Source organism: Streptomyces sp. NPDC004561, from assembly GCF_053602155.1.
The window spans coordinates 1-23688 of the sequence record NZ_JBSGDB010000046.1; the positions used below are offsets into that span (position 1 = coordinate 1).

The window sequence follows — 23688 nt, forward strand, 5'->3', positions numbered from 1 at the left end:
GCGACCCGGCGTGCGTGAGCGCCGGGGTCCTCTCCGCGCTGCGTCTGGACGTCACCCGGCCGGATGAGGTCGCCGCGGCGGCCGCGGCCGCCGGTGACGTCACCATAGTGATCAACAACGCCGGCGTCGGGGGTTTCAGCACCGGGCTGCTCACGGGCTCCTTCGACGGCGCGCGCCAGGCCATGGAGATCAACTACTTCGGCACCTGGGCCGTCTCCCGTGCCTTCGCCCCGGTCCTGGCGCGCAACGGCGGCGGCGCCCTGGTGAACATGCTGTCGGTCGCCTCCTGGGCCGCCCGGCCCGAATTCCCCGGGTACGCGGCCTCCAAGGCAGCCCAGTGGTCGTTGACGGGCGCCCTACGGGAAGGCCTGCGCGAGCAGGGAACGCTCGTCGTCGGCGTCCACGCCGGTTTCGTGGAGACGGATCTCAGCTCCTTCACGGACGCACCGAAGATCAGCGCGGCGGACGTGGCGGAGCAGACCATGGACGCGCTGGCGAACGACCGGGTCGAGGTGCTCGCCGACGAGCGGACCAGGCAGGTCAAGCATGCCCTCGCGCAAGCACTCGAACGGTGAGGAGACGCCGGGTCGGTCCTGCGGGGACCGCATTCAGCGCGTGATCGGATTCATGAGGTCGGAGCCACCTGCTTCGGGCGTCTACAAGTGGTAGAGAGCGCGGGCACGGGACGGGTCGGCGGGTCCGTCCGGGGTGAGGCCGAAGAAGTGGTTCACCTGCCATGTCTGCGTCTTGGATGCCTGCGAGCTGGCCGTGGTCACCCACGGCGGATAGACGCGGAATCCGCGCTTCCCGCCGGACCCGCCACGGGAGACGATGCCGCGTTCGCACAGCACCTCACGCGGGAACACGAACTGCCCGAAGCCGTCGTTGTCGCGGCTGCTGATGACGAAGAGGTCCACCCCGTCTCCGGCGTCGAAGGGCCGGATCGGCCCCTCCCCGGACCGCTGCCACACCGTGACGAACTGACCCACCTTCGTCGGGGTGGTCTTGGCCACGCGGAACCGGACCGAGCGGCCGTCGAGCGTGAACCCGCATGCCCCGTACTCGGCGCTCTCCGGTTCGGGCACCGGCGGCGAGCAGGCGAAACCGCTCGGGTCGTACACCAACGCCTTCGCGGCCATGAGGTCGGCGTGCAACCCCGCCCACGGCTGATTCGTCACCATGCAGTCATCCTGCCATCGTGACCGCGCTTGGCGTTGACCCTTGTTGAGCGGCCTGTTTTGTTCTAGTAAGGACTCCTCGTCAGCGGGCGCCGGACTCGACGGAGGGTTTGTCCGCCGCTGTTGCTCGCCGCGGGGAGGTGTCGGTCTGCTGCAGTTCGGCCAGGAGCTGGTTCTGTCCGGCCAGAAGCTCGGTCAGGATGCGGCGGGCCGCGCGCAGGAGTTCGGCCACATCGCCGCCGGCGAGCGCGTACCTGACGGTGGAGCCCTCTCGTATGGACACGACGATGCCCGCGCGGCGCAGGACGGCAAGCTGTTGCGAGAGGCTGGAGGGCTCGATCTCGATGTCGGCGAGCAAGTCCCTTACGGGGACCGGTCCGTGCTGCAGCAGTTCCAGGACCCTGATACGCGTCGGGTGCCCGAGCATTCGGAAGAACTCTGCTTTGGCTTGGTAAAGAGGGACCTGCATAGCGCTCTTCCTGCCTGTCGCGGTGGCCTCTCATGGCGCGGCGGTGTCGCGAGGGCACGGCCGCGCCATGAGTCCTGCCTGTTCATTTTTCTTGGTCCGGGCGACTCTCGCTGTTGATTTGTCGTCCTCTCCATGTGATGGCTTGAAGAAGTCTTCAACTTGTGAGCATGCGTCAACCCGGCCCTGAGCAGGGTCTAGACCTCGAGTTGCTCTTCGATCCGCTTGAGCTGGCGGCGGGCCATGGCCAGGTTCGAGTGGGCCCTGTCGATCACGAGGTAGAGGAACAGGCCGTTGCCGTCCCGGCCGGTCACCAGCCGGATGAGGTGGTACTGGCCGCCCAGCGTGATCAGGATGTCCTCGATCTGGCTCTGGAGACCAAGGTGCTCCATGGTGCGCACCTTGGCGCGGATCACGTCCGTGTTCCCGGCCGCGGCGACCGTCAGGTCCAGGTCCTTGCCCCCACCCAGGGTGCCGAGGGCCATGCCGCTGGTGTAGTCGACGACTGCCGCCCCCAGCGCCCCCTCGATCCCGCTCATCATTTCCTTCAGTGCCACTTCCACGCTCGCCATCGGCGCCTCCCCTTGGATGTCGGCTACGGCGGAGCCCGTTCCGGACCCGCCTGTGATCGCACCGTATGCGTACTGGCGTGGCGGGCGAGAAGCCTGCACGAGAACGATGTGAAGTGATCGAACAGCTCCCTAAGTTGGCGGTCCAGTGACCAGAGTTGCCAGATGTTTCCAGGGGCAGGGGAGGGGCGGAGGAGGCGGCCGCCGACAGCTCGGACTCCTCACCGCGGCTCGTGGGCGGCCGAGAGGGCTGTCACGGGTGACGGAGCAGCCGTTCAGCTTCTGGACGATGGTAATTTCGCGCCCGGGGGATCGGTGGATCGCGGCATAGTCGAATATATGCAACTCGGGCATGCGAAAGAGTTATGGCCGGCCCGGAAATTTCCATCAGGCTTGTCCGCTAAGCGGTAAAGTAATTTCTTCACGGTGGCGGCCGGATTTCAACGTGCATTGAATGGCAGGATGGGCGATTCTGAGCGTCCAATAACGGCGGCTACGTGGTTCCGGCCGGCGCATGCCGCGCAGGTGGACGGTGCCACTTCGGCGTTCTTCAACGGCTCGAAGGCCGGCAGGAAACCTGTCGGGCCGGGGTGTTTCGTTGGGCGGAGAGGGCAGGATTTGAACCTGCGTGGGCCCCGAAAGGCCCGACCTCGAGACGTGCTCGTCGGTCCCCGATAAGCCGCTCCGGGCACCTCTCCTCGTTCCCGGCCCGGTGCTGTCCCGTGCCGTTCACATGAACGAGAATGGCAGCGCCCTCTGATGCGCGACTGACGTGCCCTTGATGCGGTAGACGGGGGAGCATGGTTCCGCTGCTGGACCATGTCGACTGACACAGAGAACCGCCTGAGTACCCGTACTCAGGCGCCGACATGGCCCACGCGGGCAAGGTGGCGGGCATGAACCTGCCCGTTGCTCCGCCGGCTTTCGACGCCACCACCGGCCCCCAGCCGCGCCATCAAGCCGACCGAGGCGCCGACATAGGTGCGGGGTGCGGTTTGGTGCTCCTGGAGCTGCTCGCCCTGGTGGTGATCTTCGGACTGTGGTTCCTGTCCGGCTTCAACCTGGACCCGGACACGACCGTGAAGGCCGACTCGCTGTGGGGGTACCTGGCCGCCGCCGGTGGAGTCGGAGCCATCGCCCTCGTGGCGACCGCGATCGCCGCGCGGGCCGGGGCCGTCGTGACGGTCGTCAGCCAGTGCATCATGGCCCTCCTGGTCTGTCTCGTCGTATTCGTCGGGGCTGCGGCGCAGTCCCACCAGGACGCGTTGTGTCGTGACATGCCGTCAGCGGCAGGGTGCCACGGAGCCGGTTCCCACCTGCGAAGGTAGCCGGTCGCTGGTTGTCAGCTGCGACTGGTTGAACCTGGGTCATGTCGTTCCCGACGGCCACGGAGTCCGCACGGGTGTGCCGACCGGCCGCCGCACGGGCGAACGGACGGCGAGCACTTCGCGCCGCCGTGCGGGGCATGACTCCCGGACCGCGGGGCCACCGGTGGGAAGGTGCCCGGTGAGGCGGCCGAGGACGGTCCCGCGCCCTGGACGCGCTGCTTCGACCGGCCGGCGCCGGTCACATGGTGGTCGGCTGTCCAGAAACGATACAAAGGGGGTATGAGCGCAGTTTCGGGTCAACCTGGGCGTGATGCGTCTCGTGCGTCCGGGAGGACTCATCGGGCCGATCGGCCACGCCCGGGGGGAGGGGAGCGGCGGACCGGCTCACTGCTGAGCGTGCACAGCCTCGCCGGACAGGTCTTCCTGCTGCAGCTGGCGGTCGTACTGCTGCTCGTCGCGGCCACCCTGGTGGTGCTCGTGGTACAGGCTCGAGGCGACGTCATGACGGACGCCCGCCAGCGGACGCTCGCCACCGCGCAGACGTTCGCGAACGCCCCGGGGACCGTGGCGGCGCTGCACAGCGCGCATCCGTCCGCGGTGTTGCAGCCGCACGCCGAGGTGGCCCGCAAGGCCGCAGGCGTCGACGCCATCATCGTGTACGGGCTGGACGGCATCACCCTCACGCACAGCGACCCGCGTCAGATCGGGAAACGCGTCATCGGTCCTTACGCGGCGGCCGCGAGCGGCAAACCGTTCACGAGTACCTTCAAGGGGTCCTTGGGGCTCTCCGTGATCTCGGCGGTTCCCGTCAGGGATCCTGACGGATCGGTCATCGCCATCGTCTCCGTGCCCGTACCGGTGGAGACCGTGGAGCACAGGGTGAACCGGCAGCTGCCGGTCCTCTTCGGCGGCGCCGCCGCGGCCCTCGCCATCGCGGCAGGCGGGTCGGGCCTGGTCAGCCGGCGGTTGCGGCGCCAGACCCATGGCCTCGGGGCGACCGAGATGGCCGGTATGTACGAGCACCACGACGCGGTGCTGCACGCGGTACGGGAAGGAGTGCTGATCGTCGGCGGTGACGGCCGGCTGCTGCTGGCCAACGACGAGGCACGGCGGCTGCTGGAACTGCCGACGGACGCGGAGCGGCGACACATCACCGATCTGGGGCTGGAGGAGGACCTCGCCGGGCTGCTGGCCTCCGACCGCCAGGCCACCGACGAGGTGTACCTGGCGGCAGGCCGGCTGCTCGCGGTCAACAAGCGGCTCACCGCACCGCACGGACCCGTCGGAAGTGTGGCAACGCTCCGTGACACCACCGAGCTCCGGGCCCTGACCGGCCGGGCCGACGTGGCGCGCGAACGGCTGAGACTCCTCTACGACGCCGGACTGCAGATCGGCACCACGCTGGATGTGAAGCGCACGGCCGAGGAGCTGGCCGAGGTGGCGGTGCCCCGGTTCGCCGACATCGTCACCGTCGAACTGCTCGAACAGGTCCTGCGCGGCGAGGAGCCCCCCGGTGCGACCGCCGTGACCACCGAGTTGCGCCGCAGCGCCGTCGCCGGCCCGGACGCGGACGATCTTCTCCGCCCCGTCGGCGACCTGATCCGGTTCGTCCCGGACCACCCCGTCTCCGTGACGATGACCGAGGGCCGCCCGGTCCTGGTCGGGGACCTGAGCGCCTCCGACGGCTGGCGGGCCCAGCACCCCGAACAGACCCGGCGGATCCTCGACCAGGGCATCCACTCCCTGCTCGTGGTTCCATTGCGCGCCCGTGGCGTGGTGCTGGGAGTGGTGGACTTCTGGCGCGCGAAGGTCTCCGCGCCCTTCGAGAAAGAGGACACCTCCTTCGCCGAGGAGCTGGCCTCTCGGGCAGCGGTGTGCATCGACAACGCCCGCCGCTACACCCGCGAACATGCCCTGGCCGTCACCCTGCAGCACAGCCTGCTGCCGCGCGGGGTGCCCGAGCAGTCCGCCCTCGACGTGGCCTACCGCTACCTGCCGGCCCAGGCCGGGGTGGGCGGGGACTGGTTCGACGTGATCCCGCTGTCCGGCACCCGGGTGGCGCTGGTCGTGGGCGATGTCGTCGGTCACGGTCTGCACGCCGCGGCGACCATGGGCCGGCTGCGCACCGCCGTACACAACTTCGCCGTCCTGGACATGCCCGTGGAGGAGCTGCTGGGCCGACTGGACGAGTTGGTGGCCCAGATCGACGCCGAGGAGGCCGTCGCCGGGGACGGGCACGGGATGATCACCGGCGCGACCTGCCAGTACTGCGTCTACGACCCCACCTCCGGGCAACTGGTCCTCGCCACCGCCGGTCATCCGGGACCGGCGGTCGTACGGCCCGAGGGGACCGTCGACTTCCCCCGGTTGCCCGTGTCCCCGCCGCTGGGGCTCGGCGCCGGCCTGCCCGTCGAGACCGCCGAGCTCACCGTGCCCGAGGGTTCCCGGCTGGTGCTCTACACCGACGGACTGGTCGAGGACCGCACCCGAGACCTCGACGTCGGTCTGGAGTTCCTTCGCGATGCCCTGACAGGGCCCGAGCGAACACCGGAGGCCACCTGCGCGGCGGTGATGGAGGCCATGCTGTCCGACCGGCCCCGGGATGACATCGCCCTCCTGGTGGCCCGCACACGACGGCTCGGGCCGGCGCAGATCGCCGAGTGGGACGTGCCCCAGGACCCGGCGGCGGTGGCCCCGGTCCGCGCCGCCTGCGCCCGCCGGCTCACGGAGTGGGGCCTGGAGCACGTGGCCTTCACCGCCGAACTCATCCTCAGCGAACTGATCACCAACGCCATCCGCTACGGCACCGAACCCATCGGGGTCCGGCTGCTCCGGACGGTGTCGATGAACGGCCCGGCCGCAGGCGCCCTGATCTTCGAGGTCTCGGACGGCAGCAGCACTTCGCCCCGTCTGCGCCGGGCGGAAGTCACCGACGAGGGTGGTCGCGGGCTCTTGCTGGTCGCCCGGTTCGCCGAACGCTGGGGGACCCGCTACAACCCCACCGGCAAGGTCATCTGGGCGGAACAGACCCTCCACGAGGGCGTCACGCCGGAGACGGAGGGACTCGACGAGATCCTGCTCGGCCAATGGGACGACACGGAACTGTGAAAGACACGGGTTCCTCCCCTTCCGCCGGGGAGAGACAGGCGGCGTGGCCCTCCGGACGGGATTCCAGCGCCGAGGCGGCCGGGTACCCTGACCTCGACGACCCCTTCGCCGGCGCGCGGACCCCCGGCCTGCGAGAGCCGCCGAACGGTCCGGACCGGCCACCGCGGCACCGGATGCTGCCGCCGTGGCCCGAAGCGCCCTGTACCAAACACACATCCTCCGGTGACAAGCACATCGCCCAGGTGGAGCAGTCGTGACCACACCCCGTGCCCGAGCAGCGGCCGTCCTCGGCTGCTTCGCTTTGGCGGCACTGGGTCTGAGCGCTTGCGAGAACCCACCGACCACCACACTCGCGAAGCCGTCGGTGGCCACCTCAGCCGAGAACGCGGGCGGCATGCGCGCGCTGATCGCCGCAGCGAAGCGGGAGGGCACGCTCCGGGCGATCGCGCTGCCGCGTGACTGGGCCGACTACGGCGGCCTGATCGACGGCTTCCACAAGAAGTACGGGATCAAGGTCACGGTCGAGAATCCGCTGGGCCACAGCGAGGACGAGATCGACGCCCTTCGGAAACGGGGCAACCGGCCGACGGCCCCCGACGTGATCGACGTGGGAGACACGTTCGCACGGAACGCGGCGGCGCAGAATCTGCTCGCGCCCTACAAGGTCGTCCCCTATGACTCGATCCCCGACAACCAGAAGGACTCCGAGGCCCGCTGGACCAACAACTACGGGGGCTACATCTCCATCGGCTGCGACGCCAACCGGGTCGATCCCTGTCCGAAGACCTTCGCCGACCTGCTGAAGCCCGCCTACAAAGGCAAGGTCGCGCTGGAAGGCGACCCCACCCGATCCGCCACCGCCTTCGCCAGCGTCTACGCCGCCGCGCTCGCCAACGGCGGGTCGTTCGCGGACGTCCAGCCAGGCCTCGACTTCTTCGCCAAACTCAAGAAGAACGGGAATCTCAACCCGCTCAGGTCCGACCTGACAACGGTCGAGGACGGCCGTACCCCCATCAGCATCAACTGGGGCTACATCAACCTGCACTACGCCGACCAACTCCGCGGCAAAGGCGTGAACTGGCAGGTCGCGATCCCCTTCGACGGCAGCTTCGCCCAGTACTTCGCACTGGCGATCAACAAGGACGCCCCGCACCCGGCGGCTGCCCGTCTGTGGCAGGAGTATCTCTTCAGCCCAGAGGGCCAGAACCTTCGGCTGCGCTCCTACGCCCGCCCGGTGCTCATGGACGTCATGAGACAGGACGGCACTCTCGACCAGGCCGCCGCCGCACGACTTCCGACGGTCGAGGGAACGCCGCAGTTCCCGACGGAGGCGCAACTGGAGCAGGCGAGGAAGACCGTCATCGAAGGCTGGCCGAAGGTGGTCTCCGGCTGACACTCCGGTCGGAAACCGCCCGAGCGCACTCCGCCGTTCCGCCCGGGAACGCACCGCTGCTGCCGGCGCATCGCTGGAGTGCGGATGCCTCCGGCCTTCGCCTGCCCGGCCGCCGCAGTGGTGCGCTTCAGGTTCGCGATGCACTCTGGTGCGCGCGCAGTCCCGCCAGCACGGTCACCACGGTGTCGTTGGCGTTCCGGTTGCCGACGGTGAGCCGGAGTCCCTCGCCGGGGTAATGGCGCGCCTGGACACCGGCCTCGGTGAGTGCTGTGGCGCCCTCGTCGATCGGATCGGGCGTGGCGAGCCAGAGGGAATTGGCGTGGCTGGGGCGTACGCGCCAGCCGAGGGACACGAGTTCGTGCCGAAGCCGTTCGCGTTCGGCGACGATGCTGTCGACGCGCATGCGAAGCTCGCTTTCGGCTCGCAGTGAGGCTTTCACCGCGGCTGTCGCCACCGCGTTGATTCCGAAGGGCAGTTGTTGCCGGCGGATCCGCTCCACCAGGCCGGGGGAGCCGAGTCCGTACCCGACCCGCAGAGCGGCGAGGCCGTAGGCCTTGGAGAAGGTGCGCAGGACCAGCAAGTTGGGGTGTGCGTCCAGGAGTGCCGGTGTGTCCGGCACGTCGGTGTCGCGGGCGAACTCCACGTACGCCTCGTCGAGCAGCACGGTGACGTGTCGGGGGACCTGGCGCAGGAACGCCGACAGCGCGTCGGCGGCGATGAGGCTTCCGGTCGGGTTGTGCGGATTGCACAGCACCACCACCCGTGTGCGGTGGTCGGTCGCCGCGAGCAGGGCGCCCAAGTCCTGGTGCCCGTCCGGCGACAGGGGCACGGGGACAGGCCGAGCACCGACCATGGCGGCCAGGAGCGGATAGGCGTCGAACGTGCGCCAGGCGTACGCCACGGAGTCACCGGGCTGGACCGCTGCCCGGAACAACTGCAGGGCCACGCCGACCGATCCGCTGCCGACCGCGACGCGGTCGGGGGTCACCCGGCACCACGCGGCGATCCGCTCGATGAGGTCTTCGGGGTGGAACTGCGGGTACCGGTGGGCCTGTGCGACGGCCCGCTGCATCGCCTCGCGTACCGAGGGCAGCGGGGGATAAGGGCTCTCGTTCAGGGCGAGTTGGTGCGACACGGGAATGTCCATGGCTCAGGCCCGTCCCCCGTGCCGGCGAACGGCGACGGCACCGACGAAGTCGCCAGGGTGGGCGCATCCAACACCTTGCTTCGGCATGGTCACAGCCTGTATCGAGAGCCGCGCTGACTGCAATGACAGATTGTTGACGTATCCGGCCAAGCGACATCGTCCGCCCGGCCTCGCCCGATCAGCCGACCTTGAGAAGTCCGGCATCGAGCACGGTGCCGCCGACGGGGCCGGAGAGTTCGGCGAGACGCTCACAGGCGGCCTCACCCAGCGCGGCGTAGGCGGGCAGGGCCAGACGGTCGGTGCGGTCCTCGATGTGCCGGCGCAGGAGTACGCCTTCCGAGCTGAGGGAGCCGCTGTCGAGGAGACCTAGCTTGCGCAGCTCTTCCTCGGCGTCAGCCCACTGCTTCTCGGGCCACGCGCGGCTCGCCTTCAAGAAGTCGACGGGAATCTCCCCGGTCGCGGCGTGCAGGATCAGAGCCTCCAGGCCGCCTACGCCCTCGCTCACCAGACACGTGACGTGCCCGTCTCCCCGGAACTCCCGGAGCAGCGTCTGGGCGTGCCACAGCTGCAGTACCGGATCCTCCGGCCAGGGCAGTGCGGCATGCGCGGCGAACAGCGGGCGGCCCTGCGGGTGTTCGCAGGCCGCCTCGGCGGCCCGGCGGGTCAGCGCCAGGACCTCGTCCAGGACGGGCAGCTCGTGGATTCCCGCCCGCCGCAGGGCCTCGCCCGCCGCTGCGTACCGCGCATCCAGCACCTGTTGGGGCGTCGCCGTGTCCCAGGCCCCGTCGACCGCCTGCCGTACGAAAGAGGGGTTGAAGTTGTAGAAGGTCGAGGTGATCAGCTCGGCGGAGGCGCGGCCGAACGCTGCGCTCCGCGAGGTGAAATACCCGGCGCGTGCGCTCAGTCCGAGCTCCGCGTACCGTCGCCGTGCCTCGGGGACGAAGTAGATCATGGCGTGTACGGGCTCCAGGCGGCGCCAGGCCGCGCGAGCTGTCTTCACGGGTCACCTCTTCGGAGAGTCGATGAACGGGGTGTGCGCTGCGGCTCAGTACTCGCCGTGCGTGCGCAGATGGTCGAGCAGCAGGTGATTCAGCGTTTCCGCTGCCTCCTCGGGGACCCAGTGGCTGACGCCCTGGAGGGTCTCGAACCGGTACGGTCCGTCGACCCACCGCGCGGTCTCCTGTGCGGCCGCCGGGCCGAACGCGCTGTCCTGCGTGCTCCAGACGTACAGCGTGGGCACGTCGATGGCGCCGATCGCGCCGTCGGGGCGGCCGACCCGGTACCAGTTCAGCGCCGCGGTGAGCGCGCCCGGCTGGAACAGGCGCCGTAGGTAGGCCTCGGCACTGTCCTGCGGGACCTTCCCGGCGTAGAGAGCGCGAAGCTCTTGGGCGTCGTGGGCGAGCATGCGTTCTTCGGTCGCGGGCGTCTCGCGCCAGTCGATCATGTAGCGGGAGCGGGAGCGCTGATCCTCGTCGGTGCGCAGGGTGGTGGCCAGAGCTCCTGGGTGCGGGGTCGAGACGACGGTCAGAGTGCGTATCCGACCGGGACGGGCGTCCGCCGTCCACCAGGCGACCGCGCCTCCCCAGTCGTGGCCGACCAGGTCGAACGCCGCCCAGCCCAGTTCCTCGGTGATGGCGACCACGTCGTCGACGAGGAGGCCCATGCGATAGTCCTCGGGCCGCGGAGGGCGGACGCCGGGGGAGTACCCGCGCTGGTCCGGTGCCACCACCCGGTAGCCGTGGGCGGCCAACGCCGCGAGCTGCCGTCGCCACACCTGCCCTGTCTGGGGAAAGCCGTGAAGCAACAGCACAGGACGACCGCCGGGCGGACCGGCCGCGATCGCGTCGAACACGCCCGCATCGGTGGAGATGCTCAGCTCGTCCACGTTCCCTCTTTCCGTCCATACCGACTGGTCGGTAGCATCCGGTCGTGGGTCTGCACTGTCAAGACCGCCGGCGCGCCCCTCTTGGTTGAACATGACGCCAGATTCAACTATAACGAGGCTCCCGGTCGAACCGGACCGACAAGAAGTGGTGAGGCGACATGCGAGAAGCAGTCATCGTTTCGACGGCGCGGACGCCGATCGGCAAGGCGTACCGCGGCGCGTTCAACGACACCCAGGCGCAGGAACTTGCCGCGCACGCCCTGGACCACGCGGTGCGGCGCGCGGGGCTGGACGGCAGCGAGGTCGAGGACGTCGTCTTCGGTTGCGCCCTGCAGCAGGGATCCTCCGGTTTCAACGTCGCGCGCCAGGCCGCTCTCCGAGCGGGGCTTCCGGACACCGTGCCGGGGATGACGATCGACCGGCAGTGCTCGTCGGGCCTGATGGCCCTGGCGACGGCCGCCAAGCAGATCGTCGCGGACGGCATGCAGGTCGCTGTCGGCGGCGGGGTCGAGTCGATCTCCCTGGTGCAGAACGATCACATGAACAACCACCGCGCGGCGGATCCCTGGCTGGTCGAGCACCGGCCGGACATCTACATGCCGATGTTGCAGACGGCGGAGATCGTCGCCGAACGCTACGGCGTGAGCCGGGAACGCCAGGACGAGTTCGCGCTGCTGTCACAGCGGCGCACCGCCGCGGCGCAGGAGGCCGGCCGGTTCGAGCAGGAGATCGTCCCGCTGAAAAGCGTCAAGAAGGTGCTCGACAAGCAGTCCGGGGAGGTGCGGGACGAGGAGGTCGTCCTGACCCGTGACGAGGGCAACCGCGCGTCGACCACGCTCGAGGGGCTGGCCGGGGTGAGGCCGGTGCTGCCGGACGGTCAGGTGAGCGCCCACTCCAGCGTGACGGCGGGCAACTCCTCACAACTGTCGGACGGGGCTTCGGCGTCGGTGTTGATGGAGTCGCGGGAGGCCGAGCGCCGTGGGCTGCAACCGCTGGGCCTCTACCGGGGCATGACCGTTGCCGGTTGCGGGCCGGACGAGATGGGCATCGGTCCGGTGTTCGCCATTCCGAAGCTGCTGAAGCAGCACAACCTCACCATCGACGACATCGGCCTGTGGGAACTCAACGAGGCGTTCGCTTCGCAGGCGTTGTACTGCCGCGACGAACTGCACATCGACCCGGAGCGGTTCAACGTCGACGGCGGCGCGATATCGGTCGGTCACCCGTACGGGATGACCGGTGCCCGCCTGGTGGGGCATGCCCTTGTCGAGGGCAAGCGCCGTGGCGTTCGGTATGTGGTGATCTCGATGTGTGTCGGCGGCGGAATGGGCGCAGCCGGACTGTTCGAGGTCCTCTGATGGGGAAGCCTCCGACAGCGGTCCTGGTGGACTTCGGCGGCGTCGTCACCTCCAGTGTGTTGCGGGCCTTCACCGACTTCGGCGCCTCACTGGGCGGGGACCCGCGCCTGCCACTGGACCTCCTCGCCCGGGACCAGCGGTCCCGTACCCTCCTGGCCGACCACGAGTGCGGCCGCATCGACACCGAAGCCTTCGAGCGAGGCTTCGCTCAACGGCTGCGCGCCCACGGGGCCGACGTACCGGCCGAGGGGCTCACCGCCCGGATGCAGGCGGGCATGTCGATCGACCGGGACATGCTCGCGCTGCTCGGCGGTCTTCGGGCCGCCGGCCGTCCTGTGGCGCTGGTGTCGAATTCGTTCGGCACCGGAACGTACGACGGCGTCGACCTCACCGCTGTCGCCGATGCGGTCGTCATCTCCGCCGAGGTCGGGATCCGCAAGCCGTCCAGGCGGATCTACGCCCTCGCATGTGAACGCCTCGGCGTCGACCCCGAGGAGGCGGTCATGATCGACGACCTGCAGCAGAACCTCGACGGAGCGGCGCGGCTCGGCATCCGGGGCGTGCTGCACACCAGTGCCGCCGACAGTCGCCGCCAACTCGCCGAACGCTTCGGCATCACCGCCTGACCGGTCCACGCACCCACGGCCACGGGTACGGCCTACGACGTGCGATGTCGGGGCCGGCCCAGGTGGACCAGCCGGCGCGGCGGACACCGCACTGCGCCGCGCTGCGTGGCGGCAGGGACCGGTGGACCTACGGTCAGTCGGGCGACGCGAGTCCGCGGAACGCGGGCGCCTTGGCCGCCGCGGACCGGCCCCCGTGGACCGGGTACTGCGCGCGACGTCGTCCGTGCCCGAGTTCGTGGTGGCCTGCCTCGGGATTCCACGCGGGGCCTTTATGACCATGGCGTCGGATTCAAGTACAGTTCCCGAGTGGACACCCGTGCGCCCGAGGAGAGCGACAGCGAGCAGGCGCCGCCCGTGGCGCCCCTGTCTCACCTTCGCGAGCCGCCGACCACGCAGCGCGGAGCGAGGACGCGGGCCGCTCTGCTGAGAGCCGCGCGCAAGGTGTTCGAACGGGACGGCTACCTCGTCACCCGCCTCACCGACATCACCAAAGAGGCCCGATGCGCGGCGGGATCCTTCTACACCTACTTCGGCAACAAGGAAGAGGTGCTTGCCGCTGTCCTGCTGGAGGCGCAGGAGGACATGATGCACCCCGGCATGGGCCGGGTGGAGGGTGACGACGATCCCTATGCGGTCCTCGAGGCGAGCAACCGCGCGTATCTCGAGGCATACAAACGCAACGCGAAGCTGATGGCACTGCTCGAGCAGGTCGCACAGGTGGAGCCGGAGTTCCGCGAGTTCCGAAGCCGGCGCGCGGACGCGTTCATCCGCCGCAACGCCCGCGGCATCGCCGACCTGCAGGCGCGGGCCGTCGCAGACCGCGGGATCGATCCCATGATGGCCTCCCGTGCGCTGTCGGGCATGGTCAGCGTCATGGCCTACAACGCCTTCGTGCTCTCCGAGGGGCAGGACGAAGCCAAGCCGGCGGACTTCGAGGAACTGGTGTCCACGGTCACCCGGCTCTGGGCGAATGCCCTGCGGTTTCCCGGTCACCGCTGACCCGCCTGCCCCATGACACTCGGTACCGCCCGGGTAGAGGCATCGCATTCCGCCGTAGTGCTGGAAGACTGAGCCTGCGGGGATGCCGGAGCGCGCCGCGATCTCGGTGAGGCCGGCGTCGGTGTACCCGCGCTCGGTGAACACTCCGGCGCGGTGTCCAGCAGCAAGTCCGGCCCACTGGCGAAGTGAGCCGGCGAGGGCGGTCCCCGGTCGATGTCCTGACCTCTGGGGACCGTCCTCCCCCCGGTCCTCGGAGCCTGGAGCGCTCACACGGCGGTCAACCCTCCGTCCACCACCAGGTTCTGCCCGGTGATGTAGGAGGCGCGGTCGGACAGCAGGAAGGCGACGGCTTCGGCCACCTCCCAGGCGGTGCCCTGGCGCCCCAGCGGTATACGGCCGGACGAAGCGGACCGAGAGGGCCGCCGGGACGACGCCTCGCGGCCCATCGGGGTGTCGATCAGGCCCGGGACGACCAGGTTGGCGCGGATCCCGCGCGGCCCGCCCTCCTTGGCGACATGACGGGTGAGACCGAACAGGCCCGCCTTGGAACTGTCGTACGCGGGCGAGTCGGTGGCCGCGCGCAGCCCGGCCACGGAGCCGACGAAGACGATCGATCCGCCGTCGGCGAGCGCGGGCAGTCCGTACTTGGCGGCGAGGAAGGGGGCGCTCAAATTGAGCGAGAGAACACGCTCCCACTGCTGTGGTGAGGTGTCCGCCAGGCCCGCGCCGAGACCGATGCCGACGTTGACCACCACCGCGTCGAGCGAACCGAGTTCGCTCAGGGCCTCGGCGACCATGGCGGAGCACCGGCCGGGGTCCGTGGCGTCACCGACCAGGGTGAGGCCACGGGCGCCCTCCTCACGGACCAGGGCGGCGGTGGCCGCCGCGGCGGAGGCGGAGACGTCGGCGCAGGCCACGGACGCTCCCTCACGGGCGGCGAGCACGGCCACCGCCCGCCCGTTGCCCACGGGCGCCTTGGGATCGCCGGAGGCACGGGTGCCTGCACCGATGACCAGGACGTTACGGCCGGTCAGGAGGCCCCCTCGGCGGGGCGCGTGGGTCCGGGGCTCAGGCATCGCCGTCCGCCCCTTCGGCCGGGTCCGCACCGGAACCGCCGGGCGCGGGCAGGGTCTCCGTCGCGTATCCGGGCTCCAGCCGGGTACCGGCGGAGTTCAGGAAGAACGCGACCATGTGGTACTGCCCCACGAGCATCGTGATTTCGATCAGCTGGGCCTCGTCGTGGTCGGCGGCGAGCGCGGACCAGGTGGCCGCGGACAGACGTGCGTCCCGGTGCAGTTCGTCGGCGGCACGCAGCAGAAGGGCGTCGGCCGGCGTCCACCCCTGGGCGTCCGGGCCCGCGCCGACCCGCCGGATCTCCTCGTCGGTGATCCCGGCGGCCCTGGCCAGCGGTGCGTGCCGCCCCCATTCGTAAGCGGCCCGGGTGTGGTACGCGGTGCGCAGGATCAGCAGTTCACGGGTCCGGTCCGGAAGACGGCCGTCGCGCAGCAGATGGCTGCCGAACGGCAGGAAGTGCTGGAAGAGGCCGGGGTGCCGCACCAAGGTGGTGAAGACGCGGGCGAGGTGGCCGTCGGCGTCCCGGGGGACCGCGGCGAGCAGCTCCCGGGTGGCCGGGTCCCAGTCGTCCTCGGGCAGGGGAGCGAGGCGTGGGCCGGTGTCGGCGGCGGCTCGGTCGGGGCGGTGATGGTGCTCGTCGGACATGGCGGTCTCCGCACGGTTCGTCAGGTGGGGTGGTGGTACGGGGGCGGGGCTGGGCACGGTCGATCGGCGCCTTGCTGTGTGCGCCGGTGGGTTCCTTCCGCGGCCGTCCCACTGTGCTTCCGGGGCAGGGGGGTTGTCGACGGCTCCCCGGCCAAGGGGGGAGGCCGTCGTATTGTTCCGTTGGACAACGGCCGGTGCCGGAGGCGGAGGTGAGGACCATGCCCGGACAGCCCGGTGCGGCGGCGCCCCTCGAACGGGTCGTCGCCGCGATGGCCGTGCAGCAGGGGCACGTGGGCGGGCGTTTGCACGAGGATCTGATGAACCACGTCCCGTCCTACCGGGTGGTCCCAAGGGAACTTCTGGATCAGATCTGGCACCGCCACTTCCAGCGGGCTGTCGGGGTGCTGCGGGAGGGGACGGTTCCCGCGCCGGAGGACTTCCACGAAGCCGACGTGGCCTGGGACCGGGTCGCCCGAGGCGTGCCGCTCGGAGACGGGCTCCGCGCCTTCCGCCGGGCGCTGAGCGCGATACGGGACCTGTTCCTCGCCGAGGCGACCGAACGCGGGCTGGACCCGGTCCTCGTCGTCGACCGCACCAAGTGCCTGTGGGAGCTGGCGGACGTCGCGAGCCTGCAGATCGCGGCCGTCCACCGGCAGGCGGAGGTCGCCTCCGCCCTGCTCGACGCCCGCCGCCGCGCCGACTTCCTGCGAGGACTGCTCTACGGGACGCTGAGCGCGGCGGAGATCCAGAGCGGCGCGGCGATGTACGGTCTGGACCCGTCGCGGCGGTACCGGGCCATCCGAGCCGTCCCGAACGGCGACATGGGTGCGGACGCGCTGGAACGCTCCCTGGGGCCCCACGGCCGCAGGAACGGCCGGGGCACGCTGGTCACCGTGCTGGACGAGGCGGTCGTCGGACTCGTCGAGGAAAAGCCGGAGACCGGTGAACTGCAGGTGACGGCGGGGCTCGGCCCGCCGACGGACCTGGCCGCGGCGCACCGCTCCTTCCGTGCCGCAGGCAGGCTGCTGGAGGCCGCCCGTGCGTACGGTCTGCACGGCGTGTACGAGCTCGGCGACCTGTCCTGGCGGGTGGCCGTCGTCGCGGAACCGGACCTCGCCGAGTTGCTGCTCGACCGCTATCTGCGCCCCCTGGAGGCGGAGGGGGAGTTCGGTGCGCTCATCGAGGAGTCGGTGCGGGGCTACCTGGAGAACGGCCGGCAGATCCGCGACGTCGCCCGTGGCGCACACGTCCATGTCAACACCGTCCGCTACCGGCTGCGTCGTTTCGAGGAGCTGACCGGCACGAGCCTGGACGCTCCGGACACCGTGGTGGAGCTCAGCTGGGCCCTGGCGGCACGCGAGCTGAGGACTCCGCCGCACCCTGCCGCGCGGCAGGCCTGACCGCGCCTCCCCACCGGGTTTCCATAGCCGTACAGGGCATCAGCAGACGGAACCGGCGAGCAGCCCGTCGACGCGGCGCGCGCCCGGGCACTGACCTCGGCCAAGTCAACCGAACGGGGTCTGGAGCACCTGGCGTTCACCATCGAGTTGATCGTCGGTGAACTGGTCACCGGCGTCTACCGTTACGCCGGCGGCCCGGCGGCTGATCGCGAGGGGAGGACCGTGCGGACCGAACACCCACTGGCCGGCACGCTCGCCTGACTGTCCGGGACCTGGGGGACTGCCGCCACGGCACCGGGGCAGCCCGCGTGGTCCGCCCGCCGCTTGGTCATTCGGCGGCGGCCAGCAGACGCGCCTCGCTCTCCTCGTACAGCCGCCGGTGCTCGCGGGCCGCGGAGGTGCGGCGCCGGTGGTCAAGACAGCTGCCGAGCCAGCCCGCCAGATAGCCGAACGGGACGGAGACCAGTCCGGTGGACTGCATGGGGAACAGGTCGAAGTGGGCGTGCGGGAAGACGGCGGCCGGCGTGCCCGAAACGGCCTTGGAGAAGAGGAGCAGCAGCAGGGCGCAGGCCGCTCCGCCGTAGAGGGTGGCGAGCAGGCCGGTGCGCGTGAATCCTCGCCAGAACAGGGAGTAGGTGAGCGCGGGAGCCACCGCCGACGCCCCGATGCAGAAGGCCAGCGTGGTCAGCACCCCCACGTTCCAGTTCTCGACCTGGATGGAGAGCCCGATGGCGACGATTCCCACGGCCACGCTCGTCCACACCGCCACCGTCATCTCCGTACGCGGCTGTGCCTGTCCTCGTCGCACCGCATGCGCGAACAGGTCGTGGGCGAGCGACGAGGCCGCGGCCAGGGTCATTCCCGCTACCGATGACAGCAGCGTGATGAAGACCATGCCCGCCACGGCCGAGTAGAGGATCGTCGTGCCCACGGAGCCGGGTGCCCCGCCGAGCATCTGCGACAGCATGAGCACCGACGTCCTGCCCTGCGGGTCGGCCGCCGTGATGTACCGCGATCCCACCAGCGCCGCCGCGCCCGTACCCATGACGATCACGAGCAGGCAGAACGCGGTGACCGTGCCGACCGCCCACGACATGGAGCGACGCACGGCCGGCGCGTCCTGCGCGGAGTACAGACGCATCGTGATGTGGGGCAGGCAGGCCACGCCGAGGACCACGGTGATCTGCAGACCGATGAAGTCCAGCCGATCACCGGTCGAGGTGCCGAGTTCGAGGCCCTGCTGCAGGAAGGCGGGGCCCGCGCCGCTGCCGTGCTGAGCCGCCTTGAGCAGCTCGCCCGGGCTCCAGTCGAAGCGGTGCAGGACGAGGGCGGCGACGAGCACGCTGGTGCCGAGCAGGAGCACGATCTTGATCATCTGTATGAGCGCCGTGCCCCGCATGCCGCCGAGGGCCGCGTAAATGATCATCAGGCTCCCGACGATGACGATGCACACCGTCCTGGCGCCCGCCACGTGCGGGAGGTCCAGGATGAAGGTGAGCAGCGACCCGGCACCGGAGAGCTGGACGACCAGGAAGGGCAGGGTCGCGGCAAGCGTCACCACGCAGGCGGCGACGCGCACGGCCCGCCCGGGCATGGTGCGGGCCAGGACGTCGCCCATGGTGAACTTGCCGGCGTTCCGCAGGGGTTCGGCCAGCAGGAACATCAGCAGGACCAGCGACAGGGCGGTGCTGACCGCGAGGACGTAGCCGTCGTACCCGGCGAGCGCGACGATGCCGGTGGTGCTCAGCACGGTGGCGGCCGAGATGTAGTCGCCCGCGATGGCCAGGCCGTTCTTGAGCGGGGTGAGCTTCAGGTAGCCGGTGTAGAAGTTCTCCAGGTCGTCGCGGTCCGGGCCCGCCACCACGCACATGAGCAGCGTGACGGTGACCAGGGTGGTGAACAGGATGAGGACGATGGCCTGCGTCCCGGAGCTGAAGTTGTTCATCGCGCCATTCCCCCGTTCCGGCCGGCGGGGACCGCACGGTCGCGGACAGCCTGGGCCAGCGGATCCACCGAGCGTCGCGCGCTGCGTCCGTACCAGAAGACCGCCGCGAAGGTGACGACGAGTTGGAGGACTCCCAGGGCCATTCCCAGGCTCAGCTCCCCGGCGATCCTGGATCCCATCAGGCCCGGCGCCCCGCAGGACAGCGCCACGTACACCACGAAGGAGCCGAGTGCGGCGATCGTGGAGAGCCGGCGGAGCAGGCGGTAGGCCGAGCGGAGGGCGGCCAGGTCCGCATGGTGCTGAGGAGCCTGGTGCGCATACGGCTCTTCCCGGGTGACCTGCCCGTACCAGTCATGTCCGGGGGCGTCGACTCCGTACGACGGGGCCTGGGTGCGGGGCGGTGGCCATCCCGTCGGTCCTGAGGGCGGGTACTGGTTCTCGTCGGCGTACGTCATCGCCTGGCCTTCCACTACGGCTCGGACCCGTGGGTGTGAACGGGGAGGAGTGCTTCAGGCGGCGCACCATACCGACTGGTTGGAATGCCGGTAAGGCCGCTGCGGTCACGTTTCGGGATCGAGAAGAATCTTGCGGACGCCGGCGGCGCGGCTGTTGAACAGTTCGTACGCTGCGGGCCCCTGGGAGAGCGGGAAGCGGTGGGAGATCACGGCCTCCGGTGTGATCCGGCCGGCCTGCGCGAGGGGGATGAGGGCGGGGAGTTCGTAATGGATCGAGCAGAGCCCGATGGCGAACTCCAGCTCCTTGATCTGGGCAAGGCCCATGTGGAAGGGGAATGCCTTGCTCTGGCTGACGCCGACGACGCTGACCCGTCCTGCCTGCCGGACGGCTTTGAGAGCCAGGTCGACGGTGGCGTCCGAGCCCACTGCCTCCACCACGGCGTCCGGTCCGCGCCCTGCGGTCATCTCCCGTACGGCCGTTCGCGCGTCCTCGCCCTCGACCGGTTCGACGCCCAGGGTGGCGGCGAAGGCACGGCGCTCCGCCACCAGGTCCGCGCCCAGCACACGTGCGGCACCCATCGCGAAGGCGGATTGCGCGGCCATGAGGCCGACGGGACCCAGGCCGATGACGAGAACCGTCTCGCCGGGCCGGATGCGGGCGCGGCGGCAGCCGTACCAGGCAGTGGGAGCGTTGTCCGTCAGGACTATCGCGGTCTCGTCGGAGATGCCCTCGGGCAGGCGCACCAGGTTGATGTCGGCATGGGGCACCGCCAGGGCCTCGGCCTGACTGCCCGGAAGGTTCGGGCTCACTCCGTAGCAGAGGTCCGTCGGAGCCTGGGCCCGCTCGCACCTGGCGGTGAGTCCCTTCGCGCAGGTTCCGCACAGGGTGCAGCCGACGGAGGCGGGCACCAGTACACGGTCACCGGGCTTGAAGCGGGTGACCCGGTCGCCGGTGTCGACGACCACGCCGACGCACTCGTGTCCCGGTGTGTAGCCGGTCTGCGGGCTGAACCCGTGGCCGCCGTAGATGTGCAGGTCGCTGCCACAGATGCCGGCCATGGTGACCCGGACGACCGCGTCGGTGGGACTGGTGACGGTCGCGTCCGGCACATCCTCGTAACGGATGTCGTGGGGGCCGTGGTACGTCAGTGCCTTCACTGGATGACTCCCGCAGCGCGCCAAGACGCGCTTCTCAAGATTTAATGCAGGCGTATTACTTCGGGCGGGGCGACGCTAGCATGGGCATCCGTGACAGCACATGAGACGCAGGCCACGTCGCCGCGGAGCCGGAAGGGCGGTGACACCCGCGCCGCGCTCATCCGCGCCGCCGAGCTTCTGTTCGCAGCCAAGGGCGTCGACGGCGCGTCGCTGAACGAGATCAAGCGCTCCGCCGGCCAGCGCAACGCGATGGCTCTGCAATACCACTTCGGCGACCGCGCGGGTCTGCTGCGGGCCGTGCTCGACAAACACCTTCCCGCGGTGGACGCCGGCCGGGAGGTGCTGCTGCAGCAGTACGAGGACAGTGGCGCCGCCGATCTGCCCTCCCTCGCCGAGGCGCTGGTGCTGCCGGCCGCCGCGAAACTCGCCGATCCCGACGGCGGGCGGGAGTTCCTGCAGATCGTGGCCGAGCTGCTCAACCGCCCCGAGCCGGTGGTCGAGGTCGTCGTGCGGCCGGGGTCGAGCATCCATCCCTGGCGGCGTCTGGTGGAGCCGCTGCTGACTCCGGAGTCGACGGCGGTGTTCCACACCCGCTTCACCGCCATGCGCTTCTGCCATGCCGAGCTCGCCGCCAGGGCCGCCCTCCGCCCTCGCAGAGACGACCGGTTGTTCACCTCCCGGCTGGTCGACCTGGTCACCGCGGTGCTGGCCGCGCCGGTGTCCGAGCAGACCGCGCGACTGCTGGACGAGCGGAACCGCAGGAGCGGGACTGGCCGGCAGGCGTCGTCCTCCTGAGCGGTCCCGCCCGGCGACCGATCTGTTCGGCGCCCGGGTGCACCATGTGGTGAACATCACGCATCCTGCATACCTACTGGTCGGTATTCTGCGATGAAGCCGTCAACGACAGGAGTGCGTGATGCCCGCGAGCAATCGGCAGGTCCGTCTGGCAGCCCGCCCTGCGGGCGAGGTCAAGGCCGGGGACTGGGAGCACTGTTCCGGCCCGGTCGACGAACCGGGCCCGGGCCAGTTCGCGGGCCGTACGTCGGTGATCTCCCTGGACCCGGCCATGCGGGGCTGGCTGGACGACCGCCCCTCCTACCTGCCGCCGGTGGGCATCGGTGAGGTCATGCGCGCCGGATCGGTCATCGAGGTCACCGCGTCGAACCACCCCGACTTCCAGCCGGGCGATCACGTGGTCGGCACGTTCGGCGTCCAGGAACACGTGGTCTCCGACGGCAGGGGCGCCCTGAAGATCGACACCGCGCTCGCCCCGCCCTCCACGTACCTGGGCGCGCTGGGCATGCCCGGCATGACCGCCTATTTCGGCCTGCTGGACGTCGGAGCGCTCAAGGAGGGCGAGACCGTCGTGGTGTCGGGGGCGGCCGGCGCGGTCGGCACCATCGCGGGCCAGATCGCGAAGGCCAAGGGCTGCCGGGTCGTGGGCATCGCCGGAGGGCAGGAGAAGTGTGAGCTGCTCACCGATGAACTGGGATTCGACGCGGCGATCGACTACCGCGCCGACGACGTCAGGAAAGCGCTGCGCCGCCACGCCCCCGACGGCATCGACGTCTACTTCGACAACGTGGGAGGGGACATCCTCGACGCCGCCCTGACCCGGCTGGCGATGCACGCGCGTGTCGTGGTCTGCGGTGCGATCAGCCAGTACAACAACACCACGCCGGTCAAGGGCCCCTCCAACTACCTCTCGTTGCTGGTCCGCCGCGCCCGGATGGAGGGCTTCGTGGTCTTCGACTACGCCGACCGCTACGCGCAGGCCGCACAGGACATCTCCGCCTGGATCGGGGCCGAACGCATCAAGGTCAAGGAACATGTGGTGCGGGGGAGCGTGGACGACTTCCCCGAGGCATTGCAGATGCTCTTCCGTGGGGAGAACGTCGGCAAGCTCGTCCTTGAGCTGGACTGACAGCCGATCGGCTCCCCCGCGTCGTCGGTGGGCGCGATTCGACGGTGGTGGTCGGCTTCGCGCTCAGCCAGGTGTGCGGACGCGGTCATGATGCCGGCTCAGCGGACCAACCAGGTCACCACCGCCGTCACCAGGAACACGACGACCGCCGCGAGCCAGACAGCGAGGCGTGTCGGCCCCGAAGCACCGGTCGGCACCCACTCCTCTCGCCCGCGTGACAGCAGCGCATCCGCGAACACCTGCGCGGTGGGCGGTCGGTCCTCAGGCTCTACGGACAGCGCAGCGCGAAGAAGTCTGTCGATGCCTTGCGGAACCTCCAGCTCCTTGGGCAGCGTTGAGGTCGATGCCTGCTCTGTCGTCGTAATGTTTGCGCGACCGCCCGCACCGAACGGCTTGTGCCCCGTGAGCAGTTCGAACGCGACGACACCGAGGGCGTACACGTCGGCTCGACCGTCGAACCCGCCGGTCTGGAAGGCCTGCTCGGGCGCCATGTAGGCGGGGGTGCCCGTGGTCACGGTCAGCCCCGACGCGTCAGCCAGTTGCTTCGCGCTGCCGAGGTCCGCGACCAGTACGGCAGCGGGCGTGCGGCCGGTGTCCAGCAAGAGGTTCGACGGCTTGATGTCGCGGTGGACGACGCCCGTGTCATGGAGCACCTGGACGGCGTATCCGGCCTCGGCCGCCAGATGGAGCGCCTCCGCGGGCCGGCAGTGACCGATCCTCTCGGCCAGTGTGCCGCCTCGGACATAGTCCATGACGAAGTAGGGCCGGTCGTCCTGGACACCGACGTCGTGCACTCGCACGACACGTGGGCTGGAGATCCTGCGGAGCAGCCTCGCCTCCGCCAGAAACCGTTGTCGTACGTCGGCGTTCGACGCCCAGTTGTCGGCCAGCACCTTGACCGCGACATCCGTGTCCAGCTCGGGATCGTAAGCCTTCCAGACGGTGGCGAACGAACCGGCTCCCAGTCTGTCCTCAAGGAGATAACGACCTAGCTTCTGCATGTGGCAACATTCTGCCTCAGCCGACGGGG

General features: G+C 70.0%; 22 protein-coding genes and 1 pseudogene. 10 read left to right on the plus strand and 13 right to left on the minus strand.

Annotated elements, in window-relative coordinates; translation table 11 throughout:
• Positions 1 to 575 (plus strand): SDR family NAD(P)-dependent oxidoreductase (locus ACWEN3_RS09120; protein WP_452967614.1); only part of this gene is annotated, 575 nt, incomplete at its 5' end.
• A gap of 81 nt (positions 576 to 656) precedes the next feature.
• On the opposite strand, the gene ACWEN3_RS09125 is transcribed toward ACWEN3_RS09120, so the two are convergent.
• From ACWEN3_RS09125 to ACWEN3_RS09140, 4 genes and pseudogenes are all read right to left on the minus strand, one after another.
• Positions 657 to 1181, minus strand: a complete 525-nt coding sequence (locus ACWEN3_RS09125; RefSeq protein WP_452967616.1) for a MepB family protein — start codon at positions 1179 to 1181, stop codon at positions 657 to 659.
• Between the two features lie 79 nt (positions 1182 to 1260).
• The gene (locus ACWEN3_RS09130; RefSeq protein ID WP_452967619.1) at positions 1261 to 1647 is read right to left on the minus strand and encodes an ArsR/SmtB family transcription factor; all 387 of its coding nucleotides are present in this window, start codon (positions 1645 to 1647) and stop codon (positions 1261 to 1263) included.
• A 194-nt stretch (positions 1648 to 1841) separates the two neighbouring features.
• Complete coding sequence (locus tag ACWEN3_RS09135; RefSeq protein ID WP_452967622.1) at positions 1842 to 2216, minus strand: hypothetical protein; 375 nt, start codon at positions 2214 to 2216, stop codon at positions 1842 to 1844.
• A gap of 600 nt (positions 2217 to 2816) precedes the next feature.
• Positions 2817 to 2911, minus strand: a pseudogene (locus tag ACWEN3_RS09140).
• 198 nt (positions 2912 to 3109) lie between these two features.
• Between ACWEN3_RS09140 and ACWEN3_RS09145 the strand changes: the two are divergent.
• From ACWEN3_RS09145 to ACWEN3_RS09155, 3 genes are all read left to right on the plus strand, one after another.
• Positions 3110 to 3541 (plus strand): DUF6234 family protein, encoded by a 432-nt coding sequence (locus ACWEN3_RS09145; protein WP_452967624.1) that lies wholly within the window; start codon positions 3110 to 3112, stop codon positions 3539 to 3541.
• A gap of 279 nt (positions 3542 to 3820) precedes the next feature.
• On the plus strand, positions 3821 to 6649 hold the full coding sequence (locus ACWEN3_RS09150) for a SpoIIE family protein phosphatase (protein WP_452967626.1): 2829 nt from the start codon (positions 3821 to 3823) through the stop codon (positions 6647 to 6649).
• Between the two features lie 253 nt (positions 6650 to 6902).
• Positions 6903 to 8042: an ABC transporter substrate-binding protein gene (locus ACWEN3_RS09155; RefSeq protein WP_452967630.1), complete on the plus strand. Its 1140-nt coding sequence runs from the start codon at positions 6903 to 6905 to the stop codon at positions 8040 to 8042.
• Between the two features lie 127 nt (positions 8043 to 8169).
• On the opposite strand, the gene ACWEN3_RS09160 is transcribed toward ACWEN3_RS09155, so the two are convergent.
• From ACWEN3_RS09160 to ACWEN3_RS09170, 3 genes are all read right to left on the minus strand, one after another.
• Positions 8170 to 9189: a histidinol-phosphate transaminase gene (locus ACWEN3_RS09160; RefSeq protein WP_452967633.1), complete on the minus strand. Its 1020-nt coding sequence runs from the start codon at positions 9187 to 9189 to the stop codon at positions 8170 to 8172.
• Between the two features lie 178 nt (positions 9190 to 9367).
• A complete protein-coding gene (locus ACWEN3_RS09165; protein WP_452967636.1) occupies positions 9368 to 10189 on the minus strand; it encodes an SCO6745 family protein in 822 nt (273 codons plus the stop codon).
• Between the two features lie 45 nt (positions 10190 to 10234).
• Positions 10235 to 11074 (minus strand): alpha/beta fold hydrolase, encoded by an 840-nt coding sequence (locus ACWEN3_RS09170; RefSeq protein ID WP_452967639.1) that lies wholly within the window; start codon positions 11072 to 11074, stop codon positions 10235 to 10237.
• A 158-nt stretch (positions 11075 to 11232) separates the two neighbouring features.
• On the opposite strand from ACWEN3_RS09170, the gene ACWEN3_RS09175 reads away from it, so the two are divergent.
• From ACWEN3_RS09175 to ACWEN3_RS09185, 3 genes are all read left to right on the plus strand, one after another.
• Positions 11233 to 12432, plus strand: coding sequence for an acetyl-CoA C-acyltransferase (locus tag ACWEN3_RS09175; protein WP_452967642.1), 1200 nt, complete (start codon positions 11233 to 11235; stop codon positions 12430 to 12432).
• Positions 12432 to 13058 carry an HAD family hydrolase gene (locus tag ACWEN3_RS09180; protein WP_452967645.1) on the plus strand — a complete coding sequence of 209 codons (627 nt, stop codon included), beginning with the start codon at positions 12432 to 12434 and terminating at the stop codon, positions 13056 to 13058. Before ACWEN3_RS09175 ends, ACWEN3_RS09180 begins: the two co-directional genes overlap by 1 nt.
• A gap of 306 nt (positions 13059 to 13364) precedes the next feature.
• Positions 13365 to 14057, plus strand: coding sequence for a TetR/AcrR family transcriptional regulator (locus ACWEN3_RS09185; protein ID WP_452967648.1), 693 nt, complete (start codon positions 13365 to 13367; stop codon positions 14055 to 14057).
• Between the two features lie 266 nt (positions 14058 to 14323).
• On the opposite strand, the gene ACWEN3_RS09190 is transcribed toward ACWEN3_RS09185, so the two are convergent.
• Both ACWEN3_RS09190 and ACWEN3_RS09195 read right to left on the minus strand, forming a co-directional pair.
• Entirely contained in the window at positions 14324 to 15133 is an 810-nt protein-coding gene (locus tag ACWEN3_RS09190; RefSeq protein WP_452967650.1) for an SDR family NAD(P)-dependent oxidoreductase, read from the minus strand.
• The gene (locus tag ACWEN3_RS09195; RefSeq protein ID WP_452967653.1) at positions 15126 to 15776 is read right to left on the minus strand and encodes a carboxymuconolactone decarboxylase family protein; all 651 of its coding nucleotides are present in this window, start codon (positions 15774 to 15776) and stop codon (positions 15126 to 15128) included. The genes ACWEN3_RS09190 and ACWEN3_RS09195 overlap by 8 nt, the downstream gene beginning before the upstream one ends.
• A gap of 218 nt (positions 15777 to 15994) precedes the next feature.
• Between ACWEN3_RS09195 and ACWEN3_RS09200 the strand changes: the two genes are divergently transcribed.
• Positions 15995 to 17176: a PucR family transcriptional regulator gene (locus tag ACWEN3_RS09200; RefSeq protein ID WP_452967655.1), complete on the plus strand. Its 1182-nt coding sequence runs from the start codon at positions 15995 to 15997 to the stop codon at positions 17174 to 17176.
• 328 nt (positions 17177 to 17504) lie between these two features.
• Here the strand turns inward: ACWEN3_RS09200 and ACWEN3_RS09205 are convergent, their stop codons facing one another.
• The 3 genes from ACWEN3_RS09205 to ACWEN3_RS09215 all read right to left on the minus strand — a co-directional run bounded on the left by ACWEN3_RS09205 (position 17505) and on the right by ACWEN3_RS09215 (position 20734).
• On the minus strand, positions 17505 to 19121 hold the full coding sequence (locus ACWEN3_RS09205) for a sodium/solute symporter (RefSeq protein ID WP_452967658.1): 1617 nt from the start codon (positions 19119 to 19121) through the stop codon (positions 17505 to 17507).
• Positions 19118 to 19576 carry a DUF485 domain-containing protein gene (locus ACWEN3_RS09210; RefSeq protein WP_452967661.1) on the minus strand — a complete coding sequence of 153 codons (459 nt, stop codon included), beginning with the start codon at positions 19574 to 19576 and terminating at the stop codon, positions 19118 to 19120. Before ACWEN3_RS09210 ends, ACWEN3_RS09205 begins: the two co-directional genes overlap by 4 nt.
• Positions 19577 to 19681: 105 nt before the next feature.
• Positions 19682 to 20734, minus strand: coding sequence for an alcohol dehydrogenase catalytic domain-containing protein (locus ACWEN3_RS09215; protein WP_452967663.1), 1053 nt, complete (start codon positions 20732 to 20734; stop codon positions 19682 to 19684).
• A gap of 90 nt (positions 20735 to 20824) precedes the next feature.
• Between ACWEN3_RS09215 and ACWEN3_RS09220 the strand changes: the two genes are divergently transcribed.
• Both ACWEN3_RS09220 and ACWEN3_RS09225 read left to right on the plus strand, forming a co-directional pair.
• A complete protein-coding gene (locus tag ACWEN3_RS09220; protein WP_452967666.1) occupies positions 20825 to 21529 on the plus strand; it encodes a TetR/AcrR family transcriptional regulator in 705 nt (234 codons plus the stop codon).
• Positions 21530 to 21650: 121 nt separating this feature from the next.
• Positions 21651 to 22658, plus strand: a complete 1008-nt coding sequence (locus tag ACWEN3_RS09225) for an NADP-dependent oxidoreductase (RefSeq protein ID WP_452967668.1) — start codon at positions 21651 to 21653, stop codon at positions 22656 to 22658.
• Between the two features lie 98 nt (positions 22659 to 22756).
• Here the strand turns inward: ACWEN3_RS09225 and ACWEN3_RS09230 are convergent, their stop codons facing one another.
• Complete coding sequence (locus ACWEN3_RS09230; protein ID WP_452967671.1) at positions 22757 to 23659, minus strand: serine/threonine-protein kinase; 903 nt, start codon at positions 23657 to 23659, stop codon at positions 22757 to 22759.
• Between the last annotated feature and the right edge of the window lie 29 nt (positions 23660 to 23688).